The sequence below is a fragment of the Mesobacillus sp. ABV4_180 genome, assembly GCF_056158485.1.
Genome location: NZ_JBSWTJ010000001.1, coordinates 2,600,850 through 2,625,452, shown reverse-complemented (window position 1 = coordinate 2,625,452; position 24,603 = coordinate 2,600,850). Strand labels below are relative to the sequence as shown.

Annotated in this window: 12 protein-coding genes; 10 read left to right on the top strand and 2 right to left on the bottom strand. The window is 34.7% G+C overall.

The window, feature by feature from the left end; translation table 11 throughout:
* Positions 1–400: 400 nt before the first annotated feature.
* From ACXAEA_RS13360 to ACXAEA_RS13330, 7 genes are all read left to right on the top strand, one after another.
* A complete protein-coding gene (locus tag ACXAEA_RS13360; protein ID WP_475096377.1) occupies positions 401–2,434 on the top strand; it encodes a hypothetical protein in 2,034 nt (677 codons plus the stop codon).
* An 11-nt stretch (positions 2,435–2,445) separates the two neighbouring features.
* Positions 2,446–3,375 (top strand): hypothetical protein, encoded by a 930-nt coding sequence (locus tag ACXAEA_RS13355; RefSeq protein ID WP_475096376.1) that lies wholly within the window; start codon positions 2,446–2,448, stop codon positions 3,373–3,375.
* Complete coding sequence (locus tag ACXAEA_RS13350; RefSeq protein WP_475096375.1) at positions 3,345–4,298, top strand: hypothetical protein; 954 nt, start codon at positions 3,345–3,347, stop codon at positions 4,296–4,298. Before ACXAEA_RS13355 ends, ACXAEA_RS13350 begins: the two co-directional genes overlap by 31 nt.
* A gap of 13 nt (positions 4,299–4,311) precedes the next feature.
* Positions 4,312–10,080 (top strand): ATP-binding protein, encoded by a 5,769-nt coding sequence (locus ACXAEA_RS13345; RefSeq protein ID WP_475096374.1) that lies wholly within the window; start codon positions 4,312–4,314, stop codon positions 10,078–10,080.
* Between the two features lie 675 nt (positions 10,081–10,755).
* Entirely contained in the window at positions 10,756–13,335 is a 2,580-nt protein-coding gene (locus ACXAEA_RS13340) for an MrcB family domain-containing protein (RefSeq protein WP_475096373.1), read from the top strand.
* A complete protein-coding gene (locus ACXAEA_RS13335) occupies positions 13,307–15,781 on the top strand; it encodes a DUF2357 domain-containing protein (protein WP_475096372.1) in 2,475 nt (824 codons plus the stop codon). Before ACXAEA_RS13340 ends, ACXAEA_RS13335 begins: the two co-directional genes overlap by 29 nt.
* Before the next feature lie 91 nt (positions 15,782–15,872).
* Positions 15,873–16,199, top strand: a complete 327-nt coding sequence (locus ACXAEA_RS13330; protein ID WP_475096371.1) for a nucleoside triphosphate pyrophosphohydrolase — start codon at positions 15,873–15,875, stop codon at positions 16,197–16,199.
* Positions 16,200–16,274: 75 nt separating this feature from the next.
* Here the strand turns inward: ACXAEA_RS13330 and ACXAEA_RS13325 are convergent, their stop codons facing one another.
* Positions 16,275–19,508 (bottom strand): DEAD/DEAH box helicase, encoded by a 3,234-nt coding sequence (locus ACXAEA_RS13325; protein ID WP_475096370.1) that lies wholly within the window; start codon positions 19,506–19,508, stop codon positions 16,275–16,277.
* A gap of 81 nt (positions 19,509–19,589) precedes the next feature.
* Between ACXAEA_RS13325 and ACXAEA_RS13320 the strand changes: the two genes are divergently transcribed.
* Positions 19,590–20,759: a sigma-70 family RNA polymerase sigma factor gene (locus ACXAEA_RS13320; RefSeq protein ID WP_475096369.1), complete on the top strand. Its 1,170-nt coding sequence runs from the start codon at positions 19,590–19,592 to the stop codon at positions 20,757–20,759.
* 203 nt (positions 20,760–20,962) lie between these two features.
* On the opposite strand, the gene ACXAEA_RS13315 is transcribed toward ACXAEA_RS13320, so the two are convergent.
* Positions 20,963–22,231: a M20/M25/M40 family metallo-hydrolase gene (locus ACXAEA_RS13315; protein WP_475096368.1), complete on the bottom strand. Its 1,269-nt coding sequence runs from the start codon at positions 22,229–22,231 to the stop codon at positions 20,963–20,965.
* 122 nt (positions 22,232–22,353) lie between these two features.
* On the opposite strand from ACXAEA_RS13315, the gene ACXAEA_RS13310 reads away from it, so the two are divergent.
* Both ACXAEA_RS13310 and ACXAEA_RS13305 read left to right on the top strand, forming a co-directional pair.
* On the top strand, positions 22,354–23,304 hold the full coding sequence (locus ACXAEA_RS13310) for a tetratricopeptide repeat protein (RefSeq protein WP_475096367.1): 951 nt from the start codon (positions 22,354–22,356) through the stop codon (positions 23,302–23,304).
* A 355-nt stretch (positions 23,305–23,659) separates the two neighbouring features.
* Positions 23,660–24,121, top strand: coding sequence for a hypothetical protein (locus ACXAEA_RS13305; RefSeq protein WP_475096366.1), 462 nt, complete (start codon positions 23,660–23,662; stop codon positions 24,119–24,121).
* Positions 24,122–24,603 lie beyond the last annotated feature (482 nt).

Below are 24,603 nucleotides of genomic sequence, written 5' to 3'. Positions count from 1 at the left end.
TCTATTGGCTACACGAAAAGACGCTGGAATTAGCAAAGTAAATAATTTATTGAAATTTGCTGGACATCCCTTTAGAGACCCATAAACGCGTTGTTTACTTTAGAAGTGATGAATTTGCATTATGGCTAATTGACCCAAAAAGGCCCTGTAAGAGGCTTGGTTTAAAGCACTCTTGGTCAAATTAAAAATAGAATATAAGGGTATTCCGAACGCCTTACGTCGAAAGCTTGACATAAAGAGTTCTTTCTTCCATATTTTTATAATTAAATTTTTTCCGTGATAATGTGATAGAAAACAAATAAATACGTTCTATTGTTATTGCAAGAGGGATGTACTCTTTAATATATCTTTGGTAGTATTTAAAATGTAAGGATTTAACTTTTAATATGGGAGTGAAAGCATGACATCACCTATAAACATATTGGCTCAATTAAATTTTGGCTCTGCTTCAGCAATAAGTGAAAATATAGATGAACAACTAAGAAATCACCTTTATGTGGAAACACAATTAGATACGAAATTATTAAAAGAAATAGAAGAAGATAAGTACGACTTAGTTCTAATTTCGGGTAATGCAGGAGATGGAAAAACTGCTTTCCTTAAACAGTTAGAAAATAAAACCAATATGGTCACAAAAAGCGGAAAACAAATAGTTATTGATTTTGATGCAACTGAATCTTCGTCCCCTTTAGAAACTCAAGCTCAAAAGTTAACAGGGTTACTAGCAGATTTTTCAGATGAGGCTTTCGAAAGAGGAACCCAATTACAGGGAGTTTATGTAATTGCAATTAATACAGGGATGATAATGCACTTTTTTAATAACTCGGAAAAATTCTCCCAGTTAAGAGAAGTAATCATAGGAAAACTTAAAATAAAGACTTCTGATTCTGAATTAAGTCCCGATGCAAATCCATGGAAAGTTTTGTTGATTGACCTTAATAACAGATCTTTGATTAATACCTATAATCCGACTATTAATAAGGACTCTCAATTAAATTCAATGTACGATAAAATAGTTGATAAATTATACGACCCTAATAATTTCATTTGGGAGAAGTGTGAAGAATGTACCATAAAGGATAAATGCTTTGTTCAGTTTAATGCAAGAAGTTTAAATAACAATTTAGTATCCGAAAGATTAAAATTACTCCTGAATTTTGTTCATTTTGATAGTGAATTTCATGTTACGACCAGGAATTTATTAAATATTTTAAGTTATTTAACGATAAGCCATTATTCTTATTATTATACGAAGAATTTTTGTGATCAGATTAATAAAGAAGTGAGTGAACTACTTAGTTTTAAAAGCCTTTTGGATAATGGAACACTAAATTTTTTATCTTCTGAAAAAGGTGTCATTTATAAAAAGACATTAAATCACTTAGCTAACTTCACACAAAAGCTCTACTATAATTTAGCTATGAATGACCAAGAATTATTTTCTGAAGTAAAGCTTCTTAATAACACCTCCTATGAACTAGGTGGTCAACTAATAAAGTTATTGAATGGCGAAAATTTTATTAATGATTTTGCAAATCGGAGTAATCAAAAAGTGGATAATATTTCATCAGACATTTTCTTTAATCTTGATTCAATTTTATTAGGCCATACTGAAATGGAATTTGCCCCATTTGAAAGTTTTGTGTTTGAAATATATGGTAAAGTGTTAGAGCAAATAAAAATAGAATTGTCTACTATGGCTACAGATGTAAATGAAGATATAGAAAATGAAATATTAGACGAACTTAAAAAAATATCTTTGCAATTATTTAAAGTTCTGAAAAGAAGGGAGTTTTTTACTAACCAAAAGTTAGAAATTGGTGACCTTTCTCGTTATAACTACTTTTCGGAGTATGTTGAACTTATAGAAAAGATGTCTCGCCTGTTTACACCAGAGGGTGAGGAAGATGATGATTTGTTTGATGATATTAATGAACAGATATATACGAAAATAAGCGCGTATCTAAGAAAAATAATTCATAAACATCAGGGCTTACAAAATTGGGAGGATGAGAGTAATTCTTTTTACCTCATTAAAGATAAAAATACTGATCGAAGTCTTTACCGAGCATATCAAGAGGCCGAATTTAATATAGGGCCAGAACCTTCCTTTGAGCCAAGTCAATCAATTTATATGGACACTTTATTAAGATATCTTACATTAAACGTTAATGATGGCTTGGTTACTTTTACGGTTAACTTAGGCTTTTATGAATACTTACGATCAATTTCCATTGGTTATGAACCTATGGAATCTGAGTTACAGTCTTTTAGCCAAGTTAAAATTCTTGTTGAAGCGTTAAAGAAAGTTCCTGTAAACGTGAAAAATATGAATGAATTATTTATAATGGATGATTCTATGAAGGAAAATTACAAAGTATATTACCGGACTGCATTGAATCGAAAAACTCTTATGGTAGAAAAAAATCGCTAGGTAGGTCTTAAATGATGAATAAACAAAATGTCAATAGCTATTTTGATAACTATAAAAATCTCGTTGACTCTAGAGTGTTAGAATTGAAGGATAATGTAGTTTATTACCCAAGTGGATTGAAATTTACAATTCCCATGAATTCTAGCAACATGGGTGCTTATCATTCAACAACAGAGCAGGATATTATCCCATTATCGATACGTGCAAACCATATTGAGGATATATTTAATCTATTTTGCCAAGAGCTTATTACCGGGGGTGCAAGATTATTAGGAACTAAAGGCAAAAAGAATTCTGAAAGTACTCAAGAAGAGAAAGTCCTTCCAGAAACGTATTATGAATTATTTAATGAAGTAAGCGAGTTTCACCGTTTAAAAGGTGATGAAGAAATTAAGGATGTACTATCTCTCTGGTTCAGTGAAAACTATAATGTGATTACTGATAAAAGCTTAGAAGGTGCGCTAAATGAAATTTTTTCAGAAAAGAAAAGATATGAAGAGTTGGATAGATATGAACGAATTCACCTTTTTAAAAACCAAAATATTGATATATTGGAACCATCGCATTTACTTTTAGTTAAAGCCTATCCAAGTAAGAATGGACAAAGGTATGGCAAGTTTTTATTTTCTTTATTAACAACGATGTATGAAGAGAATTTGGATGTTTCATTACTTGAAAAAATTAGAGATTACTTTATAGAAGAGGAACATTTGGGATTCGAAACAAGGTTAATTTTGGATTATTTGAAAAGTAAAATTGGTATGGACATTGAGCAATTTGATAACTTTAAAAAATCATATGTTCCTCCTTTTTGTCCAGCTCATGCAAAGTTATTAAGAGAAGATTTAAATTCGTTATTTGAAATGGAAAAAAGTTACAAAGAAGTTATTTTATTCGTCTTTTATATCAGGTGCTATCATTACATCTTATTACCTATGTAGTAAGAGTACTGAAAGCACTCAGGTATTGGGTAAAAGAAAGTAGGCAACAATTATTAGACGGAACTAGTCCTCAAAAAGATGTATTGAATGGGTTTCGTACAGAGAATTATAATTTAACTTTGTGTGGTTTTTCACCACAGATAAGATTATTTTGTGGTCCAATAGCAGAATTAAAAACAACAGACCCTATTTTTGAGGATTTTGAAAGGGATTTAGATTTATTACAAGCTTCTGGTATGGACTTTGTTTTTATAGCTCTCACCAGAAATTTGTTAAGAGAAGCAAATATTATTAGTAAACAAGAATCTCCGAACATATCCGTTTTTATAAATGCTTATCAAAAAAATGAAGACTTTAAAGAATTCGTTGAGCTATCTTCAGGGTTCATGGCTGCATTTTATATTGATTGGATGACACAACAAAATAATAGAAAAAAAAGTAAATATCCTCATGGGAATTCATCATACTGGAAAGTATTAGAAAAAAACTTTTGGAATGATATTAACAATCCTGAGGTAAGCAATCTCGAAGTACTATTATCTTTAATTGAAAAACATAATGCTACGCGAAAAAGCGACCGTGAAACGTCATTTTCCTGGAAAAGTGCTTATTATCGTCAATTTAAAGAAGCTGGAAGTATAATACAAGAAATTAAAAGAGGAAGACGATCTGCAATTGGTTATTTAGCAACAGATGAATTTATAACATTATCTGTTCACTTAGCGGCAATACAAAACAATAGAGTGCTTACTTTAGAACAATACGAAAGTTACTTGAATAAAAGAGGTATTTATATATCTAATAATAAAAAGGATTCAGATATTAATCGTTTACATTTGAAAAAAAGACTTAAGGAATTGGGAATGTTTGAAACAGTTTCTGATTCCAAAGAAGCTCAGTTCATAAGAACTATATATATTTAAGGGTGGGAATTAAATGGATGTTGAAAATCAAGTTGCTTCTATAGTAATAGAAGACCTCTTTGAAAGGATAAGTAAAACTAAGGTCAATGAAAATCAGGTATTAATAATATCAGACTTGTCTTTTAATGTACTTGAAGCTATATATAATAAATTAATTAATTCATCGAAATCAAGTATTAATGTAAAAGGCAATAATGTACCGACAATTATCTATAAAAATAGTGAAATAATACCTTATCTAATTAATGAAAGAGAGGGACATGTTAAAAGGTCTCAAGCATTTGCGGGTAAACTCAGAAACTCACTGGAAACAAAAGACGATATTGTAAAGTGGCTGGTTATAATTGGGGAGCCAGAATATGTAGAAATAGATACCTTCACAACAACTGGTCGATCAATAGTTGAAAAGGTTAATAATAAAAAGTCGTATTTTGATTTCTTATTCGAAAAATATATTAAGTCATCTACCCTAAGTGATTCTTTAAAGATTAAAGCCCAAGAGCTAAGAAGTACGATCTTTGCAAACAGTTTAGATGAACATTCTCTAAAATTATTAATAAATTACTTTCAGAATGTAATTTCTAATGGTAACAATGAGACAGCAATGTCTAGAAATTTATCTGATCTTAAGTTATTACCAAGTGAAAATGAAGATGCATTAAAATCGTATAATATTAAAAGGAATTTAGAGTTTTGTTCAGAATTAACGAGCCAATTAAATAAGTTAGAAGATTTAGATTTTTGGGTTGAAGAAAATGTCAACTCTGATGAACGAGAAAATTTTAGAAGCTTACTTAGAAACCATCGAAATGACACTCAAGAAATATTAGGTAAAATTTCTCAGGAGATGAAGCTTGAGCGTCTAATTAATTTAGATCAACCTGATGAATCACCATTGTTTTTTGTGAAAAATATTGGAATAAACATTGTTAATGGTGTAAAGCCCTTTATACCAGGGAATACTAACGTTTTAGAACTTATAGATGAGAAAATAGTTATAAATTATTCTTTTACAAGGTTACCGGACCCTGAAACAAACCAGATAGGAATTAGCATAAATGATAGTGAGTGTATCAGTATTTCGGGGTTTGATAATAAGGAAGGTATTGTTGAACTTGATTTAAAGACATTAAATATTTTAGAAGAAATTGAGGATTCAAGAATTCATAAGTTGACTATAGGCATAGTAAATCCAGAAAAACCTTATTCATTTAAAAAAAATGACAGAGGAAAAGTATCGCGATTTGAATTTGTTATATACCCTAACTTGCAACATCGTTCTTGGAATATATATGAGGTAAATGAAGCTTATACAGTTAAAAATAAGCAATGCATATTTCAATGGAATGAACAATTAATTTTTAATATTATAGGTGACTCTGAAAAGTTAAAAGCAGAGTTATATGTTGAATCTGAAAATATAGTCAATGAATCTGATGAAGGTGAAAATTCACGTAAGTTGATTTCTACTATGGATATTCATGATAATCAAGTGATTATTGGACCATCTGAATTGAAACAAATTAGAAAAATTGCATTCTCAAAAGAATCTGAAAAACAAGAGGCCATTGTCGATTTAGAAGTCTCTGATTCTGTAGGAAACCTTTTGATCATGTCGTTTTTAGTTGGACCAGAGTCAGATCTAAAGAGTAGTACACAAGTAAAGAGTATTCAGGAAGGAATTATAAGGTACTTACACCAAGACAATAAGGTTCAAATGGAGAAAGACCAAATCTTAAAAAAGTACCCTTCCTCATTTGAAATTAAGATTCTTGGTACTTTTGGTAACCATATTAGATTCAGACTTTTACAGAAAGAAAACGAAGATAACAATTCTCATGTTTATTCTATATATTATCCTCTTGTAATAAGAGATATTGAGAAAGACTTTTTAAATAACCCACTTGATCCTTTCCCGAGGACTTATGATGCTACAAATAACGAGTTATTTAAAAAAAATAATCCAAATTGGGATAAGAATTTTACAGGAATAATTAATGAGAAACTTGAGTTGTTTTTAAATACACGGAAAAAGATATTTGAAACCATTATAGAATCATCAAAAAATTTTAAAGGTCTAATATCTGTCGACTTACTATCAATTGAAGAACTGGTAGATGATTATTTAAATGATTTTTACTCATTAATGAGTGCAATTGCCAGGGATAAGGTTCTGGAACAACATAGCAACATTCTTATGATTGATACTGTATTTGTTAGCGATGAAAAAGTGATATTACTATCTCCTACTCATCCTTTAAAGCTAAAAGCAGCCCTCTTATTGCAAAAACATTGTTTACCGTTACAGAATAACGAACAGAAACCAAGAAATTTTGCCTATACTTTAGGAAATATTCAATTATGGAATCATCAATATACCCCACCGTTTTTAAAATTGAAAAGCAATTATTATAAGGCTTCACCTTCTTCATTATTATTCTGGGGAATCTATGAAAGAACTGATGGGGAACCTGTAAATTTTGAACAAAACAAATTGCTAAGTTTATTTAATATTTCAGCAAATGCTAATATTGGTTCAAGATTTACAGAGGCTATAAGAAATAGAATAGAAATATTTCTCACAAGTTATCCATTTTTAGAACAAATGCACTTACCAATAAGTATAAATTGTTTCTTAACAAATGAAAGTACCAATGTAATAGAGGCTATTTATAATTTAGCTAAGAACAAAGGGAATTTAGCATGGAAGATAAATTTTATTATTCCTAAAGCATTTGACTCCCATAATTTAAAAGAAAGGCTGAAAAATAAAATTAATAGTTTTAGGGAAAGTATATCTATTAATGATGAAGAATTATCTGTTTTGAAAAAAATTGATTACACAATTCAGGAGGTTGACCTTGAATTGTGTAACCAACATGATATTCCCTATGCTCATATTTCTTTATTATCAAACCTATTTGAAACTACTATAACTCAAAGAGCTGTTAATTCATTTACTTCCTCTTTAAAAAACGAAAGTCTAACTGCTATACCCAAGACATTTTATGCTTATGAAGAGAAAAGTTACTACACTGGTATAAGTCTTAATAATTCTGAAAACTTATTCGAAAAAACTTTAGCTAAATATCTAAGTGTCATTGCTTGCTATGATTTACCTTATCAAGAGGGGTTAGCCCTTTTTTCAAGGACAAATCTTCAACCTAATGAAATGAAGAAGGTTGACAAAATTGTACAACGATCAATTTGGGTTTGTTTTTTAGAAAAAGAAATTGGGATTGAAAAATTTGATAATATTAATGATATAAAGAATTCCTACTATCTTGTAGATTATTTAAATAAATATAGTTCAAAAATCGAGGGTTATGACTTACTTACCATAACTAACAAACGTTCAGAGATAATCTCTTTAATTAAAAATCATCTAGTAAGAGAAAAATATAATCTTGAAGCTCGTACGGATGTAGCAGAGGAACTTTTAAATGCAGTTAACTGTTTGTCAGGAAGATGGGCAATGAAGTTAATTGGTGGAGGACACTCAGAAGTTAGTGGATTAATTGGCAGCCTGCAGGTATTTATGTTTTATAAAAAAATCATAAAAATGTTTGAACCAATCTTCAATGAAGATAATAAAGTGGTATCAGTCATGGTACCATTAGATGAATATATGGCAGTATCACCAAGAAGACGTGATGGTTGGTTCGAGGAAAATAAAGAAGAAAATTTTAAGTCTTGCTCAGATGATTTTCTATTAATCAAGATTGAAGAAAAAACTAGCAAGGTATTTATTACAGGTAAAATAATAGAAGTAAAGTTTTCTAAGGAGCAAATTAGTGGTCCAATAATTACTAAGGCAAAGGAACAACTATATAATTCAAAAAGGATCTTAGAAAATCGCTTTATTATGAATAAGTTTAATAAAACCTTCAAACAATCAGAATTGGCTGAACTCATTTATTTCCACGTTATGAAATTTATGCGTAATGACATTTATGGAAAGGATGAAAGAATTAAAAATAATGTAAAGGACTTTATCCAGGGTATTTTTGGGAAAATTCTTGAAAACAATTATAGTATAGACTTTTCTTACCAAGAGGGAAGCGAGATTTTAGAAGGGGAAATTGTTGCTGTTAGCCCTGGAACCCACCATTCTGAAGGCTATGCCATGTATGTATCTGACAATCGTAGGATAATTTATTTATATGATAAAATTATTAAAGCAATATTTAACCAGGATGAAGTTAATACTGGACGTTTTAATAATATCAAAAGCTTGATTAATCCTATTCAGATTGAATCACCAGCTACTTTTCATAATACTACTAATCTCAATAATAATATTAGCAATAACGATATTGATGAGACGACTGATGAAGTTAATAATAACAGAGAAGATATAGGTGAAGTACCGAACCAAGAAGCCAAAAACTCTAATAATAAACTCATAGGAATTTACACTGAAAGAGAAAGTGATGGATTCAGTAATAATCCTGAAATAGCTCAACAGCAAACCGAAAAAGAGAAGAACTATATCGAAAATGAAAAGTTACTTTGGATAGGCACAGACAATAAAGGTGATAGGGTTCTAATTCCTCCCCAAATATTAACAAAACATATGGCAGTATTGGGATCTACTGGATCCGGAAAAACAAGGTTTGCAAAGTCTTTTATTGAAGAACTAACAAGGCAGGATATACCTTCACTAATAATTGACCCTCAAGGTGATATCGCAAGATTAATTGAATTTAAAAATAGTGAAACTCCAGAAGCACTTAAATTTTTCGAGAAAGCGGAAGTTCGTATTTTTACTCCTGCTTCCAATAAAGGTATCCAGTTTTCTTTTAACCCTATCCAGATGCCCAAAGAGGATATTTTATCAAAACTAAAAGACTCATTTGAACGTGAGGAATATCTAATAACTGTGTTTGATAGTACTGCAACAAACCTTCTAGCAGTTTTATCTAAACAAGACGATCAAGCACACGCATTCCTTGTTATGGTACTTGAAAAGCTATTTAGAGTAGGTATTAGTGACCTTACGATAGAAAATTTAGCTAATTATATCTATAACAATGATCATTTCCCATTAGAAATGCCAGATGATGAGTTAGAAATGTTTATTTCTAAAGGAAATAAATTAAACTTAGTTAGAGAATTAAACAAGTTAACCATTGGGACAAATCGTTCATTATTTAATTTAGGCTTTAAGTTTAATATTGACCAACTATTAAAACCTGTACATCCTGGAAAGGTTCCTGTAAATATAATTTATTTAAATTCACTTGATACTGATCAAAAAAAGCAATTTTGTGTAAGTGTTATTTGTAACGAATTATATAAATGGATGTTGAAGAATCCTTCTCCAAATTTGCAACTTGCCTTTTATATCGATGAAGTAGGACCTTATATGCCTCCTCAAAATGTTAAAAAACCAGCATCTAAGGATATACTAATGAGGCTATATAAAGAAAGTCGAAAATATGGTATAGGTTGTATATTATGCACACAACAACCGGGGGATGTTGATAGCAAAATTTTAAACAATGCAAACACTTGGGCTATTGGAAAAATACTTCCTAAACATTTTGAAAGTATAAAAAAATTAATTAACGACTCAGGGTCAAAAGAAGTGCCCGGAATATCAGAGGTATCAAATTTTCCATCTGGGGAATTTATAGTTTTATCAGGTGAGGCTTTTCCCGAAACCCAGTTTGAAAAATTTAAGGTGAGAGACTTGTATACCGAGCATAAATCACCTTATACATTGGAAGATTTGGAAGATGTTATTCCTATTGAATTCAGAGAGTTTTTTGCTAAATAAATAGACAGTTTGCTAAGAGTTATATCGTTTCTGTCCAAATAAAAACCCTCCATTATAAACTGTACCCCAGATGTTAGACATATAGTCTAACATCTGGAGGTGCAGTTTTTATTAAGGCTAGGTTTACTCCGAAGGAGAAAATACAAACTGTAAAAAAGTATATAAATGGAACAGAAGGACATAAAACAATTGCGAAGGACTTCGGAGATTCCCGTGGGGGGTTTTTTCCATGGGTCCAATAGTATCAACAGGAACAAGCTTTTGAAAAAGAATATACAACTTATACTGTAAAAAATAAACTGGAAGTAATTCAATATATGGTGGGATGTCTGTAAGGGAAACAGCTGCGACCTTTAATATTCCAACGCATTCTTCACTTTAAATGTGGCATGAACATTTTGAGCTGGGAGGAGTAGACGCCCTGAAGCCAACCTAAAGAGGAACAGCTGGTAAAATATAGGTTTAAATTATGTGTGCTAAATTCTTATACATCATACAGTGGAATTTTATTGTTCAAAACGCAGGCAATTCTATATATGGTTTTCGGAAAAGGTAATTTTTTGCAGCTGATAGGTATATATCTAATTTTAACCTTCCTTTTATCGGAGGTTTATTTTTGTTGTAAGAATTTGTTAAGATATAAATAAATTAATTGTACTAAGTGGGGGTGAGTTAATGATAGAAGATTTAATTATTAATCTTACTAATAGGATATCCAACTTTAGAATTATTGGGTCAAACAAGCTAATTAAGATTGTTTATAGAGATGAAAAAGGAATTTATTTAGTTCCAGCAAATAATTTTAATAATAGTCAAAAGGATGGCACTTATGAGCTCGTTTCATTTCATTCTATTCTACAATTTTGGAAAGAATTTAATATTGCTAGTCAAGCAATTTCAAATACCAACCATAGAACGAATGAACAGTCATCAGTTATTATTTCTCTATTCTCAAATTTACCTTTTACCGAGGTTGTTAATCTTAATAATAGTATAGGAATAAAATTAAAGGAATATCAAACTGACGATTTACCAAGTGAGCAGTACCAGAAAGTGAAGATATTCTTAGACGAAGTGTTAGAAGGTAAATATGACCCTAAAAATTTAAGTGAGCAGATAGATGGAAATTTATATAGAGTGAAGTCTAGAGGGAGACAAGATTCAAGGTTATTAGGATTTGTGGATGAAAACAACAATATTAACAATATTCAACTTGACTTGTACAAGGACGCTGATAATAAGGATGAGTACATAAAGAGCATTTTAATTAAAATAAATTACTTTAAAATGACTTTAATGATTTTAGATCTTTTAAGGGACTTGCCGAAAAGAGAAAAGAAGGCTGCCATTGAAGAGATAGGGATGTTAATTGTTAGGAACTCCCGGGGAGATAATATGATGGTTGAATCAGTTGCTAAAGAAAGAACACATAATCTTCTCATGTGGCTGGAGAGTACAAATTTAATAGACGAAAATTGGACTCCATATGAATGGTACTTTGACGTTTTTAATAAGAGGGAGAACGGCATGGATAGTAAATTAAGAGAAGGCTTAAAAAAAATATTGAATGATTACTTGCAAGCAAAAAGAGAGCCTTTTGGAAGTCATCCACTCGGAACGTTTGTAAGAAATGACGTACCAGTAGAGTTTACTCGATTACCTTTTGTACCTCCAACTGATTATGTTGTCACTGGCTCTGTAGGACAAGGTGTATGGGCTCATGTACCTTGGATTGCAATAATGAATAGGTCTGTCACAGTGTCAACCCAAAGAGGCTATTATATTGTTTACCTCTTCAGTGAGGATATGAGTAGTGTATATCTGACTCTTGCACAAGGTGTTACCGAAACTTCACGAGAGGCCATGTATAAAATAAAAGAAGAAATTCGTGAATCTGTTCCCCTTTCCAGCAAAGTAAGGAAGGATGATGATCTTTATTTAGGCAATAGCCCAAGGGCAAAGGCTTACGCGCAATCTACTGCACTTTATATTCCTTATGATTATGAAAACATGCCGGATGAGAGTGAACTAGTGGCAGACCTAGAAGAAATGATTAATATTTACGAAAACTTTATTTCGATTAAGAATGGCAGTGTGCCTTCTAGGTATGAAGGAGATATTATGAGCGAAAATCCACATGATGTAACTAGAGAAAAATTCGAATATCTCTCGTATAATGATCTAGTTTCTCATATTTATTCTTTTATTAAGGGAAAGGGTTTCTATTACGAAAAGGACGAAATCATTAATCTATTCTTATCCCTAAAAACCAAACCTTTCGTCATTATCTCAGGTATTTCTGGCACAGGTAAAACAAAAATTGTTCAATGGTTTGCTGAAAGCGTGGGAGCGACAGAAAAGAATGGGCAATTTAGTTTAATCCCTATCCGTCCGGATTGGAATGATGGATCTGATCTGCTTGGATATGTTGACATAAAGGGTGAGTTTAAAGAGGGGCCATTAACTAAGGTAATCAAGAACGCCCATCAAAATCCTTATTTGCCTTATTTTGTTCTTCTGGATGAGATGAACCTGGCACGTGTTGAGTATTATTTTAGTGATATTTTAAGTGTGATGGAGAGCCGTAAGCGGGAGAATGATGTTGTAGTTTCTTCAACACTTCTCTCAAGTGATGTTTATGGGGAGGATCTTACTCTTCCAAATAATCTTTATATCATCGGAACGGTTAATATGGATGAAACGACGCATCCGTTCAGTAAGAAGGTATTGGATCGGGCAAATACGATTGAATTTAACCGTGTTAATCTTGGTAACCTGGCCTTTTTAACAGAGCAGGAAGAAGTGGAGCCGAAAGTCATTGGTCAGGATCGATTTGCTTCTGGATATCTTCATTTGAAGGATGTATATAAAGAGAATCAAGAGATAGTGGCCAGGGCTACGGATGAACTGGTTAGGATTAATGAATCTCTTCAGTTGATTAATGCACATGTGGGTTACCGCGTCCGGGATGAGATTTGTTTTTATCTTGCATACAATGAAGAATCAAGTTTAATGAAGTTTGAACCTGCATTTGACCACTGCATTTTGCAGAAGGTCCTCCCGCGAATTGCAGGCAGCGACACAAGAGTGGAACAATTGCTCAGGGGACTTTATAGTCTGTTTGCGAATCAAGACTATGAAGAAGATGGTCAAAATGACATTCAAAGTGCCAAGTATCCACGAAGCGCAGCAAAGGTTGCTGAAATGCTTGGGAGGTTAAAAAACGATGGCTTTACTTCCTTCTGGATCTCGTGATGACGTTGAATTAGTTAAAATTGAGACTGATGATCTCTCATTAGTGATAAAGGGAAAACCTTATCATGAGCGGTATGAGGGGTTACGGCAGTATAAGGCTATGGATCGCCATGATGTGATGGATTTTACGGTAACTGGAGATGGAATTCAGGAGATCAAGGTTTATGATATCGCCAATCAAGAACTGGTAACTCCCTCTAAGCAAAGGCCAATCTTCTTTGAAAATGGGGTCTATCAGCTGATTGTCGTTCCGAAGGATGATCGAGAGTTCACTTTTTATCACGAGTACCCTCTTATCAGACAAGCCGTCTCGCCTGTACCAATTGGCAGCCAATCGATTCTAATGGGGAATCTGCAGTTCCAAAACGAGGTTGGTTTTACAACGTTTGAGATAAGGGCGGATGGTAAGGCAATCCTTGAGGTTACACTTGAGATCTTTCCTGTAAAGCTTGATTATAAAAAGGATTATCAAAAACTATTAGAAGAAGTAAACGATGAAATTTATAACCTTGCTTTTCACTTTATCCGAAAAACGTATTTGGGTGCCAGGTTAAAGCTGGAGGGAAGTCCGTCGAAAGCGGAATTTTACCGGCTGATCAGTGAACATTTTCATCAATTTCTCCAGGCTGTTGCGAGAATTGAATTTCAACCTCATCATAAATTGGAGAAGACGTATGAAAGAGCACGCGGAGACCAGTTGAGGAAGCAAGACTCTGTCAGTAGGAATTTTTTGCGGAAGCGTTCGAATGTCTTTGTCGATGTATCAAAAGGGATTGCTGTTCATGGCAGGACTGTCATGCCTACTGAAGGATTAAAAATCAAAAAAGAGCTTACATATGATACATTGGAGAACCGCTATGTTAAGTGGATGATTGAGCGAATTAAACAAAAGCTTGATGATTTATTGGACTCTATTGTGAGCAAGAACAGGTGGAACAGAGAGAATCTAGATTATGATTTAGTTGAGAAAATTAAATCGATGTCCAAACAGTTAAAATCAAAGCTTAGCAGTCCATTCTGGAAGTCTATTGGCAATCTGGACCGATCGGTTATGAGTCTTGTTCTGCAAATGGCACCTGGTTATCGGGATGCTTTTCAAATTTATTTAACTGTGTCTAAAGGGTTGATGCTGCAAGGGAAGCTGTACCGAATGTCAGTGAAGGATGTTGCCACCCTCTATGAATATTGGACTTTCTTGAAGCTGGGTCAAATTCTTGGCCGCAAGTATAAGCTCATCAGCCAGGATATTGTACAGGTTAACAAGGAAGGGTTGTTTGTAAATCTGGAAGCAAATAAAACGGCAAGGAGAATATTCAGGCACCCTGTTACGAATGAGGAAATCATCTTAGCTTATCAAAAGCGGGAAAGTAGCCTGCCCACTGTTTCGCAAATCCCTGATATGATGCTGAGCATTGAGAAAAAGGGAAAGGGTTATAAGTACCATTATATTTTTGATGCTAAGTATCGGATCGATTATGCTCAGGAAGACAGCTATTATAAGAAACGATATAAAACATCCGGACCGATGGAAGATGACATTAATACAATGCACCGTTATCGGGATTCAATTGTTGCGACAAGTGGGGGGCCATTTGAGAGAACCGCTTTTGGAGCTTATGTGCTATTCCCATGGTTTGACGAAACCATCTATGAAGAGCACCATTTTTACAAGAGTATCGATAAAGTGAATATTGGCGGGCTGCCGTTTCTGCCGAATGCCACGACTATGGTTGAACGGTTTGTAGAAAGATTGATCGATAAGAGCCCAAAAGAGATTCAAAATGAAGGTATCCTGCCAAGGGGTGCACATGAAGAATGGAAGTCGAGCCTAGATCAAATGGTGATGGTTGGTCTTGTTTCCGATCAAGAGAGCTACGGTCAATTCATCAAGGAAGCCTATTATCAAATTCCTGTAAAGCAATTGAGGAAAGGCTGGCAGGACGCTGAGTATATAGCTTTGTATGTTAAAAATAGCTTGAATACTGAAAATGGCGTTCAGCTTTACGCAAAGATTAAAGATGTCAGGCCTGATCATGATGGTACTAATGAATATATGCTTTTTCATGTAGAAACTTGGTCTAGGCTGAAGCAGAACGTAAGGCCTGTAAATTACGGCATATCAACCTATGTGATGACGACTTTAAATACTCTAAAGGAAGCGCAGGAACTTCCTGAATTATTTTTGAAGTCCAGGGAAGAGATGGCGATTTGGCGAATGCTTAGAAGGGTCTCTGATCAAATCATGATTGATTTGGATCACGAAAATCTTGATCGCGCTTCTAGAATTTTAGAGTATAAGATAAATGATATCAAAGTGATCATGGATAAGCAGGAGAGGGAAATTCGGTTTATTCAAAATGGCGCAGAAGAAGCAATTTCAATAGATCGATTAGAGAGGAATCCTTCAGGGGTTTTTAAGAAGTTGATGGAGATGCTTCAAAAATAACAATTGTATTGATATAATTTTGTCGAAAATTAACATCTCCTTTTATTTGTGTTCTTTTAATCATAATATTCATACGGAAGGAGAGTGTAGTATGCCCATTTACAATAAGCTGGTTCGGGACCGAATACCAGAGATAATCACCGTTACCGGGGTGAAGTTTTCATCCGCAATTCTAGAGCAGGATGAATTTTTAATAGAATTAAGGAAAAAAGCCTACGAGGAATTTAAGGAATACTTGAATACTGAAACAAAGGAAGAGGCTATTGAGGAACTCGCGGATATACTGGAAATTATCCATTCATTAGCAAAGTCTCATGGATCATCCTATGATGAGATCGAAAATGTCCGAAAAGAAAAGGTTAGGAAACGGGGCGCCTACAATAACAAGATATTTTTAATTGAGGTTGAAGGTGAGTAATCAGTATAGGAATCCGTCTACTTATGACGTGATACTAATACTAAAGAAGCCCCAAAATGGGGCTTCTTTGCAATTTTAAACTCTCTCCAAAACTTCCTGCGGCACCCTGCCAAGGAAGTAATCCTCAATGTTTTCCCAGAATTCGTCTGTTTTCACTTCGTTTTCGAACAAGTAAGAAAGCATTTCTACCGATATTTTGTGTCGTTTATGGACATTGTTCAAAATTGTATTCTGGTAGTTTTCTGCATTCTTTATTGTGTTCTCGATTTGCAGCTTGGAGTTGATCCTGACGAAAATTTCTGGGTTGTCTCCACCCTTAACTTCATATAGAAGAAGGTCAAACATTTCAAATAGGCCGAGCGAAATGAATGATTTTTCCGCTTCGAAACGGTTTGCTTTTGTTAAATAGACCTCTTTGCTGTTGTTTATAGGGTTGGTTACTGACATCTGGACTAGTTTTTTGACATGTGTGCTAAGGAAATTGGTGAATTCATTGATACCCGGGTAAACCTGATACTTAGTGTTTTTCTGATTTTCTCTTTCAGAGATCATTTTTATTCGGTGATTCCGATTCACATTTACTGTGCTCTGATAGCTTATTATACTCTGAATAATTTGGTTAGCTATTGCTTCTGATTGGTATTTTGATCTGTTAAATAATTGCTGAACAGAAACTACGAGATCGTTAACGGTAAATTGTGTTTGATTTCTGACGTAAGGACTGAATAGCTTTTCAATCTTTGCTACAACATCATCCACTTTCCAAAGGAAGTTATGTTCTTTCTCTTCTTGGATATTCAGGTCAAGAATGAAAACAGATTCCATAAATTCAATGTATTTAAACTTTAAAGAATCGTCCTTTTGATACATTAGGTATTTGAACTTAGGGAAGGAAAGATCTTTATACTTTTCTTCCCATAAATTCTTAAGATTGAATTTGTATATGCCTCCAAAGTATACATCATTTAGTGTCTTAATTTTTTCTACAAAAGGACCGTAACGAGAAACGAATTCCTTTTCAATTTCCTTCTTAACCTTTACGTACTCAATGGAGAAAACACTTCTTGGACGCGCAATAATCGGCGAGTATCCAATTCTGTTAATAAAATCCTTCTCAATAATAAGCAAAGCTGTCTTCAGCTTATTATCAAGATCATCATCCACATCTGACTTGCGGTTGCGGTCGAATATATACCTAAATTCTTCTGAACTGATCAATAGATTACGAGCCTGTTTTTTATTTAAGTCCTTTTTATAAAGTTGCAGGATCTTGTCCATTACCTGAATCAACTGTGTTTTTCTGATAGTGCTGATTCCATGCAGTCGTTTTACATGGTTGAAGTCCTGAGGCAGGAAGTCAAAGAATGCTTTTCCTTCTGGCAAATCTCGCGCTGCACGGCCGATTTCCTGGATATAATCACAGACATTCCCAGTAGGTGCAAAGTGTATGATGGTACTGATATCAGAAATATCAATTCCCATTCCGAATGCCTTTGTTGCAAGCATGATCTTAGAATCATTTCGCTTATATTTCAGGAAGCTTTCGTTTTTCTCTTCTTTTTTCAACGTCCCGTAATACATTGAAATCATTGATGCAAGTTCTTGGTCAGCATTCAGTTGCATAAATTCATTGAATTGCTTTAGAAGTGAAACAAATGGGAAGTAAATTAGCACTTTTTTATTTTTGGCATAAAGTCTTTTTAGTCGTTCATGTAAAAGGGCGTACTTCTGCTGCCTGTATTCCTGGTCACGCTTAGCTGCTGATTTTATATGATTAAGCGATACCTTGATATCATCCCTTTTCACATAACCAAAGTAATTGATTGGGCTTGTCAGCATAAGGCTGTCTCTAGTTTCAGAGTACATATCCTCCACACCACCGTAAATTGCTGTTGCCGTGAAGGTTGCGATTGGGAACTGCATTTCCTTGCGCAGTTTTTGAAGATAGCTGCCAAGATACCAATAATCCGAGCGGAACGCTTTTCCCCAGGTGGTTACAATGTGTGCTTCGTCAATAACGAACAGTCCAACTCTTCTCTCACCTATCAAGATCTTAATGTCAGACCTGCTTAATAGTGTTTCTGGTGAGATATACAGTATAGAGATCTCTCCATCAGCAATGCGCTTTGTAATATTCATTTTTTCAACAGGGGAAACCTCAGAGTTAATCGTTGCAGAGAAATGAACGTTCTTTTCCTGCAATCCATATACCTGGTCCTTCATCAGACCGATCAGAGGAGAAATAACAATCGTTAAAAGATTATATTTCTCTGCGAGGTATATGGCTGGAACCTGGAACATGACCGATTTACCTGCACCAGTAGGAGAGGTTACAAAGATATCTCTATATGATTCTTCATCTTTTGCAGCCTCAGCTTGAATAACAAGGTCATTGATGATTTGTGCTTGAGATATATAGGTGATTTCCTTCGGATTATTATAATCATCCACGTTTTTGTACATTTTCAATGGTCGGAAATCATCATACTTCCAATACGTTTTCAGAATCTCTTTATATTCCTGCTCGCGTTCATTCTTTACTTCCACCGTCTTTTTTTGGTGTTCGTAAATTGTCACATCTGGATACAGAGATTGAATGAGTTTGATCCTGTCCAGGTAGTTTTGGCTGAATCGCTGGAGATTCCCTTTCCACGAAAAGTAAATACTTTGCTGATTATATCTATCGTTCAAAAGCTCATTCAACAAATCGAGGAATGGTTCTTCCACATCCGATAATTCGATAAAGCTGACAGCTTCAGTGTCGATTGGCATTTGATACAATTCATCAGGAACAGGGAAGAGATCGATAGAATGATTTTCGTCTATATAGGATACGAAGAAATCACCATTACTTGTTTTTATTATATTGCCATAGTATGCGGTGATGTACTGTATTTCATCAGGTACCTGGCTATGCTTATCGATTTCATCAAAGTATTCACTATAGATTGAATCAATATTAAGAATCTCATAGTTCAATGGATAATAATGCTGATACAAATTATTATTCACGATTGTAACCTTACTGAAGGGTTCGATTGTCGTTGTTGAAACGGTTGCCAATTCTTCAAAGGTACACCAATAAACTCCGGGTGATTGATTAAAATTCATGACAGCTTCTGTAATTAACGTTGTTGTGCTATTGTTTAATTCCACAAGCGAGACATCTAATCCGCTGCTGAATAGCTTCTTGATTTTAAGGTCGGTAAGCCATTTTGACGGGAACCCTTTAAAGACGATCAATTGGTTTTTGTCTGTATTTTGCGTAGTAATTAAATGGTCAATTTGAAATACCAAATTTTCAAACAAAAAAATCACTTCCATTCTGTTTCCATTGTGATAAATTAATACTAAAATAGAATTAATAAAGTTTCAACAGGAAGTGAGATTATGCATAAAGAACTAGCTGCGACTATAGCAAACTACCTAGGCAAATATTCAAAATCCGATCAAATAAATGTTCAATGGCTTCAAAGGATTATTGAAGTCAATATAAACCGGGCTGTGCCAGAGAAATTCATAATCGATTACCTCAAGGAAAAGGGATATCAGAACTATATTCTTAACGAACAAAAGAAAGCGGAAACAAAAAAGCCGATTGAAACAGTGGTACCAGTAAAAACAGTAATCGCAATGGATGACGATGATGACGATGACGACTTTGACCCGAACCAATTCTTGGAGGACAACAAGGAGAAAATCCTGAATGCTGCGCTTCCGACTAATAACTTCGGCGACAATATTTGGCTGATTGAAAAATACCAATCTACTAAGAGCGATGAATTTTTATCCCAGATTGTAAGGCTTAATCAAGGCCTTGTTGAAAAAGTTGCTGGTAAATACCAGAACACCAGCCGTCATAAGCTTGATTTTGATGACTTGGTTAGCATCGGTAAATTCGGCCTTTTAAAAGCGATCGATCGATTCGACCCTAATATGGGATATCAGTTTTCTACCTATGCAACATGGTGGATAAGACAGAAAATAACAAGGGCGATTTGCGATGAAGGGACAACGGTTCGAATACCTGTACATATGCACGAGAAGATAAAGAAGGTAATCAGGCTGGAGAATGAGTGCTTTTGGGAAAAAAGCTACCTGGACATAGAGTGGGTTTGTGAGCAAATGGATATTACTGAAGAACAATATTACGAATTGAAGCAGGTAGATGAAAAGTTCATAGGGATGAAATCTTTACATAGCATTGTTTCTCAAGAAGATGAGGATAGCTTGTTAATTGACTTCATTGAATACAGCCCTGACCATGTTCTCGGTGAAATCAGCATCGATCTGCGGGATCCCTATGAAAATATGGTATCAACAAATCTGAGGTATCAATTAGAAGTCGTACTAGATGGGTTAAAGGAAAGAGAAAGCGATGTAATCAAGCATCGAGTAGGATTTGACGGAGGTAAGCCTAAAACATTAGAAGAGATTGGGCAAATATATGGGCTGACAAGGGAACGGATTCGTCAAATTGAAACAAAAGCCATTAATCGATTGAGAGCAAAATTCCGCAAGCTGAAAATCAAATATGAAGATGTATCTTTGGAAGCTTAACTGTTTTAAAAATAGCAAACGGTTGTTTTTTTGAGAAAATATCAAAAATATATTAAAAATCCTGCATTCGGATAATAGTAATTGTAGTGGGATAAAACGTAATTTAATTGGTGGGATAAGCAATCCTTTATGGAAAACAAATGATTAAGCATACCCATTTAGAAAGGGGTATGCTTATTTATAAATTGACAGGCGTCTAATTTTTAAATCATATTGTTGTGCAATAAAGTCTCAAACAATAACACTGTCTCGAACGTAGCCAAATAATCAACTATTTCGTAGTCAGTATGCTCATGTTGATATCCTGCTGACAAGTTGACTGAGGGTATGCCATATTGGGCAAACACTTTAGCATCGCTTACTCCACCTGGGGTTGTCTGCCAATCTTCCATGCCAGCTAGTTTGCCTGCCTGTTCGAATAGTTTCCCGAAATCTTCAGAGCAGAATGCGAAACCTGCATTAGAAGTCACGATATCTCTATTGCCTCTTCGGTCAATCACTATCGCTGCATCAACATCCTCAATGAAATCCATGTTGATTTCACGTGATCCGCGGCATCCGATTTCTTCTTCCACTGTGAATGCAACTTTTATCGTTCCATGGAAATTGGTTTTTCGCACTCTTTTCAAAATGGATAGGATAGCGGCGATTCCTGCACGGTCGTCTGCACCTAGGATTCCTTCCGAGCTGCTTAAAGTGGTGCCTTCTTCCATAATATTTCGATCAGCTGAAATTTTCTCCACTGTATCCATATGAGCAGAAAGGAGGATGGTTGGGCCGGTTCCGCACTCCATATACCCTAGTAGATTTCCTTTTTTATCAATGAATGAATGGTCGAGAACACGATGTAATTTGTTTTTTAATGTTAAGCGAATGGCCCTTTCATCTGTACTTGCACCTGGAATATTGAGTAATTCGATCAAATCAGTTTTAAAGTGTGCGGCTTGAAGTTCCTTGATATAGCAGGGATTTTTATGAAGTCGATAAAGATTCTCTGCTAACTCAAGTAAGAGTATTTGATTGCCTTGATGATAATCAAAGCGTACATTCTTTCCGTCAATTCTGCATTTCAAACTTGGTGGAACTGCAGCCTTTAATAGGTCAATTTGATTGCTGTTCGGGAATTTTTTAAGAAAAATGTGTGCAGGTCTTTTCCCGTGTCCATCACATGAACCAAACGTATGAATGCCTAACTCATTTAACCAGCGAACGACTCCGCGGATATAAGGGTCAATGTCCGTTAGCGGCAATTCTCCTCCGGCCGGGTCAATCAGCATTCCTGGACCAGGAGAGTTAATCTCTTGGCTGGCATCATGTATTGCTTTAATCATGTCTAAATCGTTCATTTCTTCTTTTAATGATTGTGCCGCGGTTTTAAGATTGATTAATAATTGTGCAGCAGTTCCTTGAGGTGAGTTGTAGAAATCGTCCTTTTGTAAACCATGTCTTGCTAATAAAATGTTATTCTTCATTCAAAATCATCTCCCATTTGTTTTTGTAAGCTTAGTTTAGCAAGCGTACTGTGACACGGTGTCACAGCAGGAAAGAAGGATTTTGGATACATAAGTGGAAATTTATATTGAGGTGAAACACGATGAACGGAAGAGAGAGGGATGTGCATCCTCTGGATGAAGAAATGCGGTTAAAGAACGATTTAATGGAGGCAAGGAAGGAGAGAGATCGAGAAAGGCAAAGATTGATTGAAAAGAAAATCGTCAAGCTCTATGTCTCCCAGGCAGAATACTTCAAAATGGCCGAAAAGCCGGATCCTTATATAGCAACAAAGTATCTGAAGAAAGCTATCCGGATTCGGGCTGACCATCCTGTTGCCAATTACCGGCTGGGTTATCTGTTTTACCGGAAGAGGGAGTACACTAAAGCCATCCTTCACTTTGGAAAGGCACTGGACGGAAGCGAGACAGAGGGACTAAATGATACGCAAACCCTTCTTGCGAATATGTTTTTGGTGAATTGCGGCATAAGAATCGCGAAAGAATCTATCCTGGAAGTTCAGAGTATCGAAGAGAATCTGTATTCCGATCTGGAAAAAGACAGGATCGAAAAATATCGGAAAGAAATTCTTGTTTTAGATGAAGATGTATTTGAGAGAATGTTTTATAAAAAAATTGAAGATGGAATTGCTTCCAGAATTAATGAAGATGAATTTAGTTCTTATCATCCAATGAGAAAGCAGATTGTATTGAAAATCTCGGACCAAGGCAGGGAAATCATTTTTCCGGGCGGATTGAAATATAGTTTGAGCCCAGTTGCTTTCAATATTTTTTACGCATTATTAACAACAAGCGAGTTTTTAACCTATCGAGATTTAAAACAAAAAAGCGAGCTGGAAGTGAATGAAGACAATATACGCCAACTAATCAGCCGTTACTCCAGAAATATTCCTGTATGGAATGAATATTTTCAATCTGCAAGTGTAGTGAATCCGGAAACGAGCAGGCAAGTGGCAGCCTATAAGTTAGCTGAAGGGGTCCGATCCTCCATTTTATGCAGAGGGGATGAGGAGCTGCCGGGGGTTTATGCATGAGGAATGAAAATCAAATAATATAAGGACGTTTCATAAAATTATGCAAAAAATGGTACTCGATACCACACTATCCAAAACGAGAGGGAAGAAAAATCCTTTGCATATTCTTCTCTTAACGGAGGATCTTGCTTAATAGCTAACAATATGAATACAAACGGCTCGGCCTATCTTCCATTTTGAGGTGACAATTATTGGATAATGTAGAAACGATTAATTTAGTACCTAATTTTTTATCTTTTTATCAAATGGCAAATAACCTGATATTGATAATGAGAGAAGATGGGCTCTCTGGAAGGAATATTATAACTTTGCTGCTGTTCCTCCTGGAGAGTAGGAGAGAACACTAGCGAGGAATTTGCTGGACTCAACTTGGGAAAATTATGCTGGTCATTTGTCGTTTATTGAGGCATGGAAACCAAATGAGGAGAAAGTTAGTCATTACTTAAAAGAAGTTAAAAAGTTGTTTGGGTATGAGCAACCGATTCATTTAGTTGTTGTTTATTTCGTAGGGGGATTCGAACATAATCCTTTTGTTGCACCCTATGACGAGAAACGTTTGGCACTTTGTCTTCCAATTGAGAATGGAGATTCAGATATTTTTCTTTCACGCGAACTGACACATATCGTACATAAACAAACCGCAGAGAGGGAACGAACGATTGCCTCAACGATCTTACAGGAAGGATTAGCGACTCAAGTAAGCAAGTATTTTGTTCCTGGACATCCAGATGAATTATATCTTGAACATAAAAAAGGTTGGCTTCAATCTTGTAAAGAAAACAGAGTGAAAATCATGAATGGAATCGTTCCTTTTTAGAAGATAGTTCTTCAAAAGCGGTAACAAAGTTTACATTCGGGAATGGAACCACTAACTATGAGAGGGAAGCATATTATGTTGGTTGGGAATTTGTTGGATTGCTATTAGCACAAGGGGTAACTTTTAAGGATATGGCTAGTATTCAAGAAAAGGATATTCTAAGTTATGTACGAGAATTTTTCCATGTTAACTCTAAAAGATAGAGCCTGTAAATGCGTAGGCTCTATGTCATTTATCATCTTTCACAAGCATAAATTATCCTTATCCCGGTCGTCTTTGATTGATAAGCCAGGTGGGTGGAAGGTACACCGTTAGGGTACACTTTCCTTAATTCAATGAAGTTTGTGAAGTATTATGGCTGGCTGTTTGATGAAGGTGCGGTTGTGTTTTGAGCCGGCAAAATTACCTTGCATTCAAGTCGTAGTGATATGAGGATCCCCCATAATCAGGTGAAGAATCTCAAAATGGCTACCTAAAAGCTA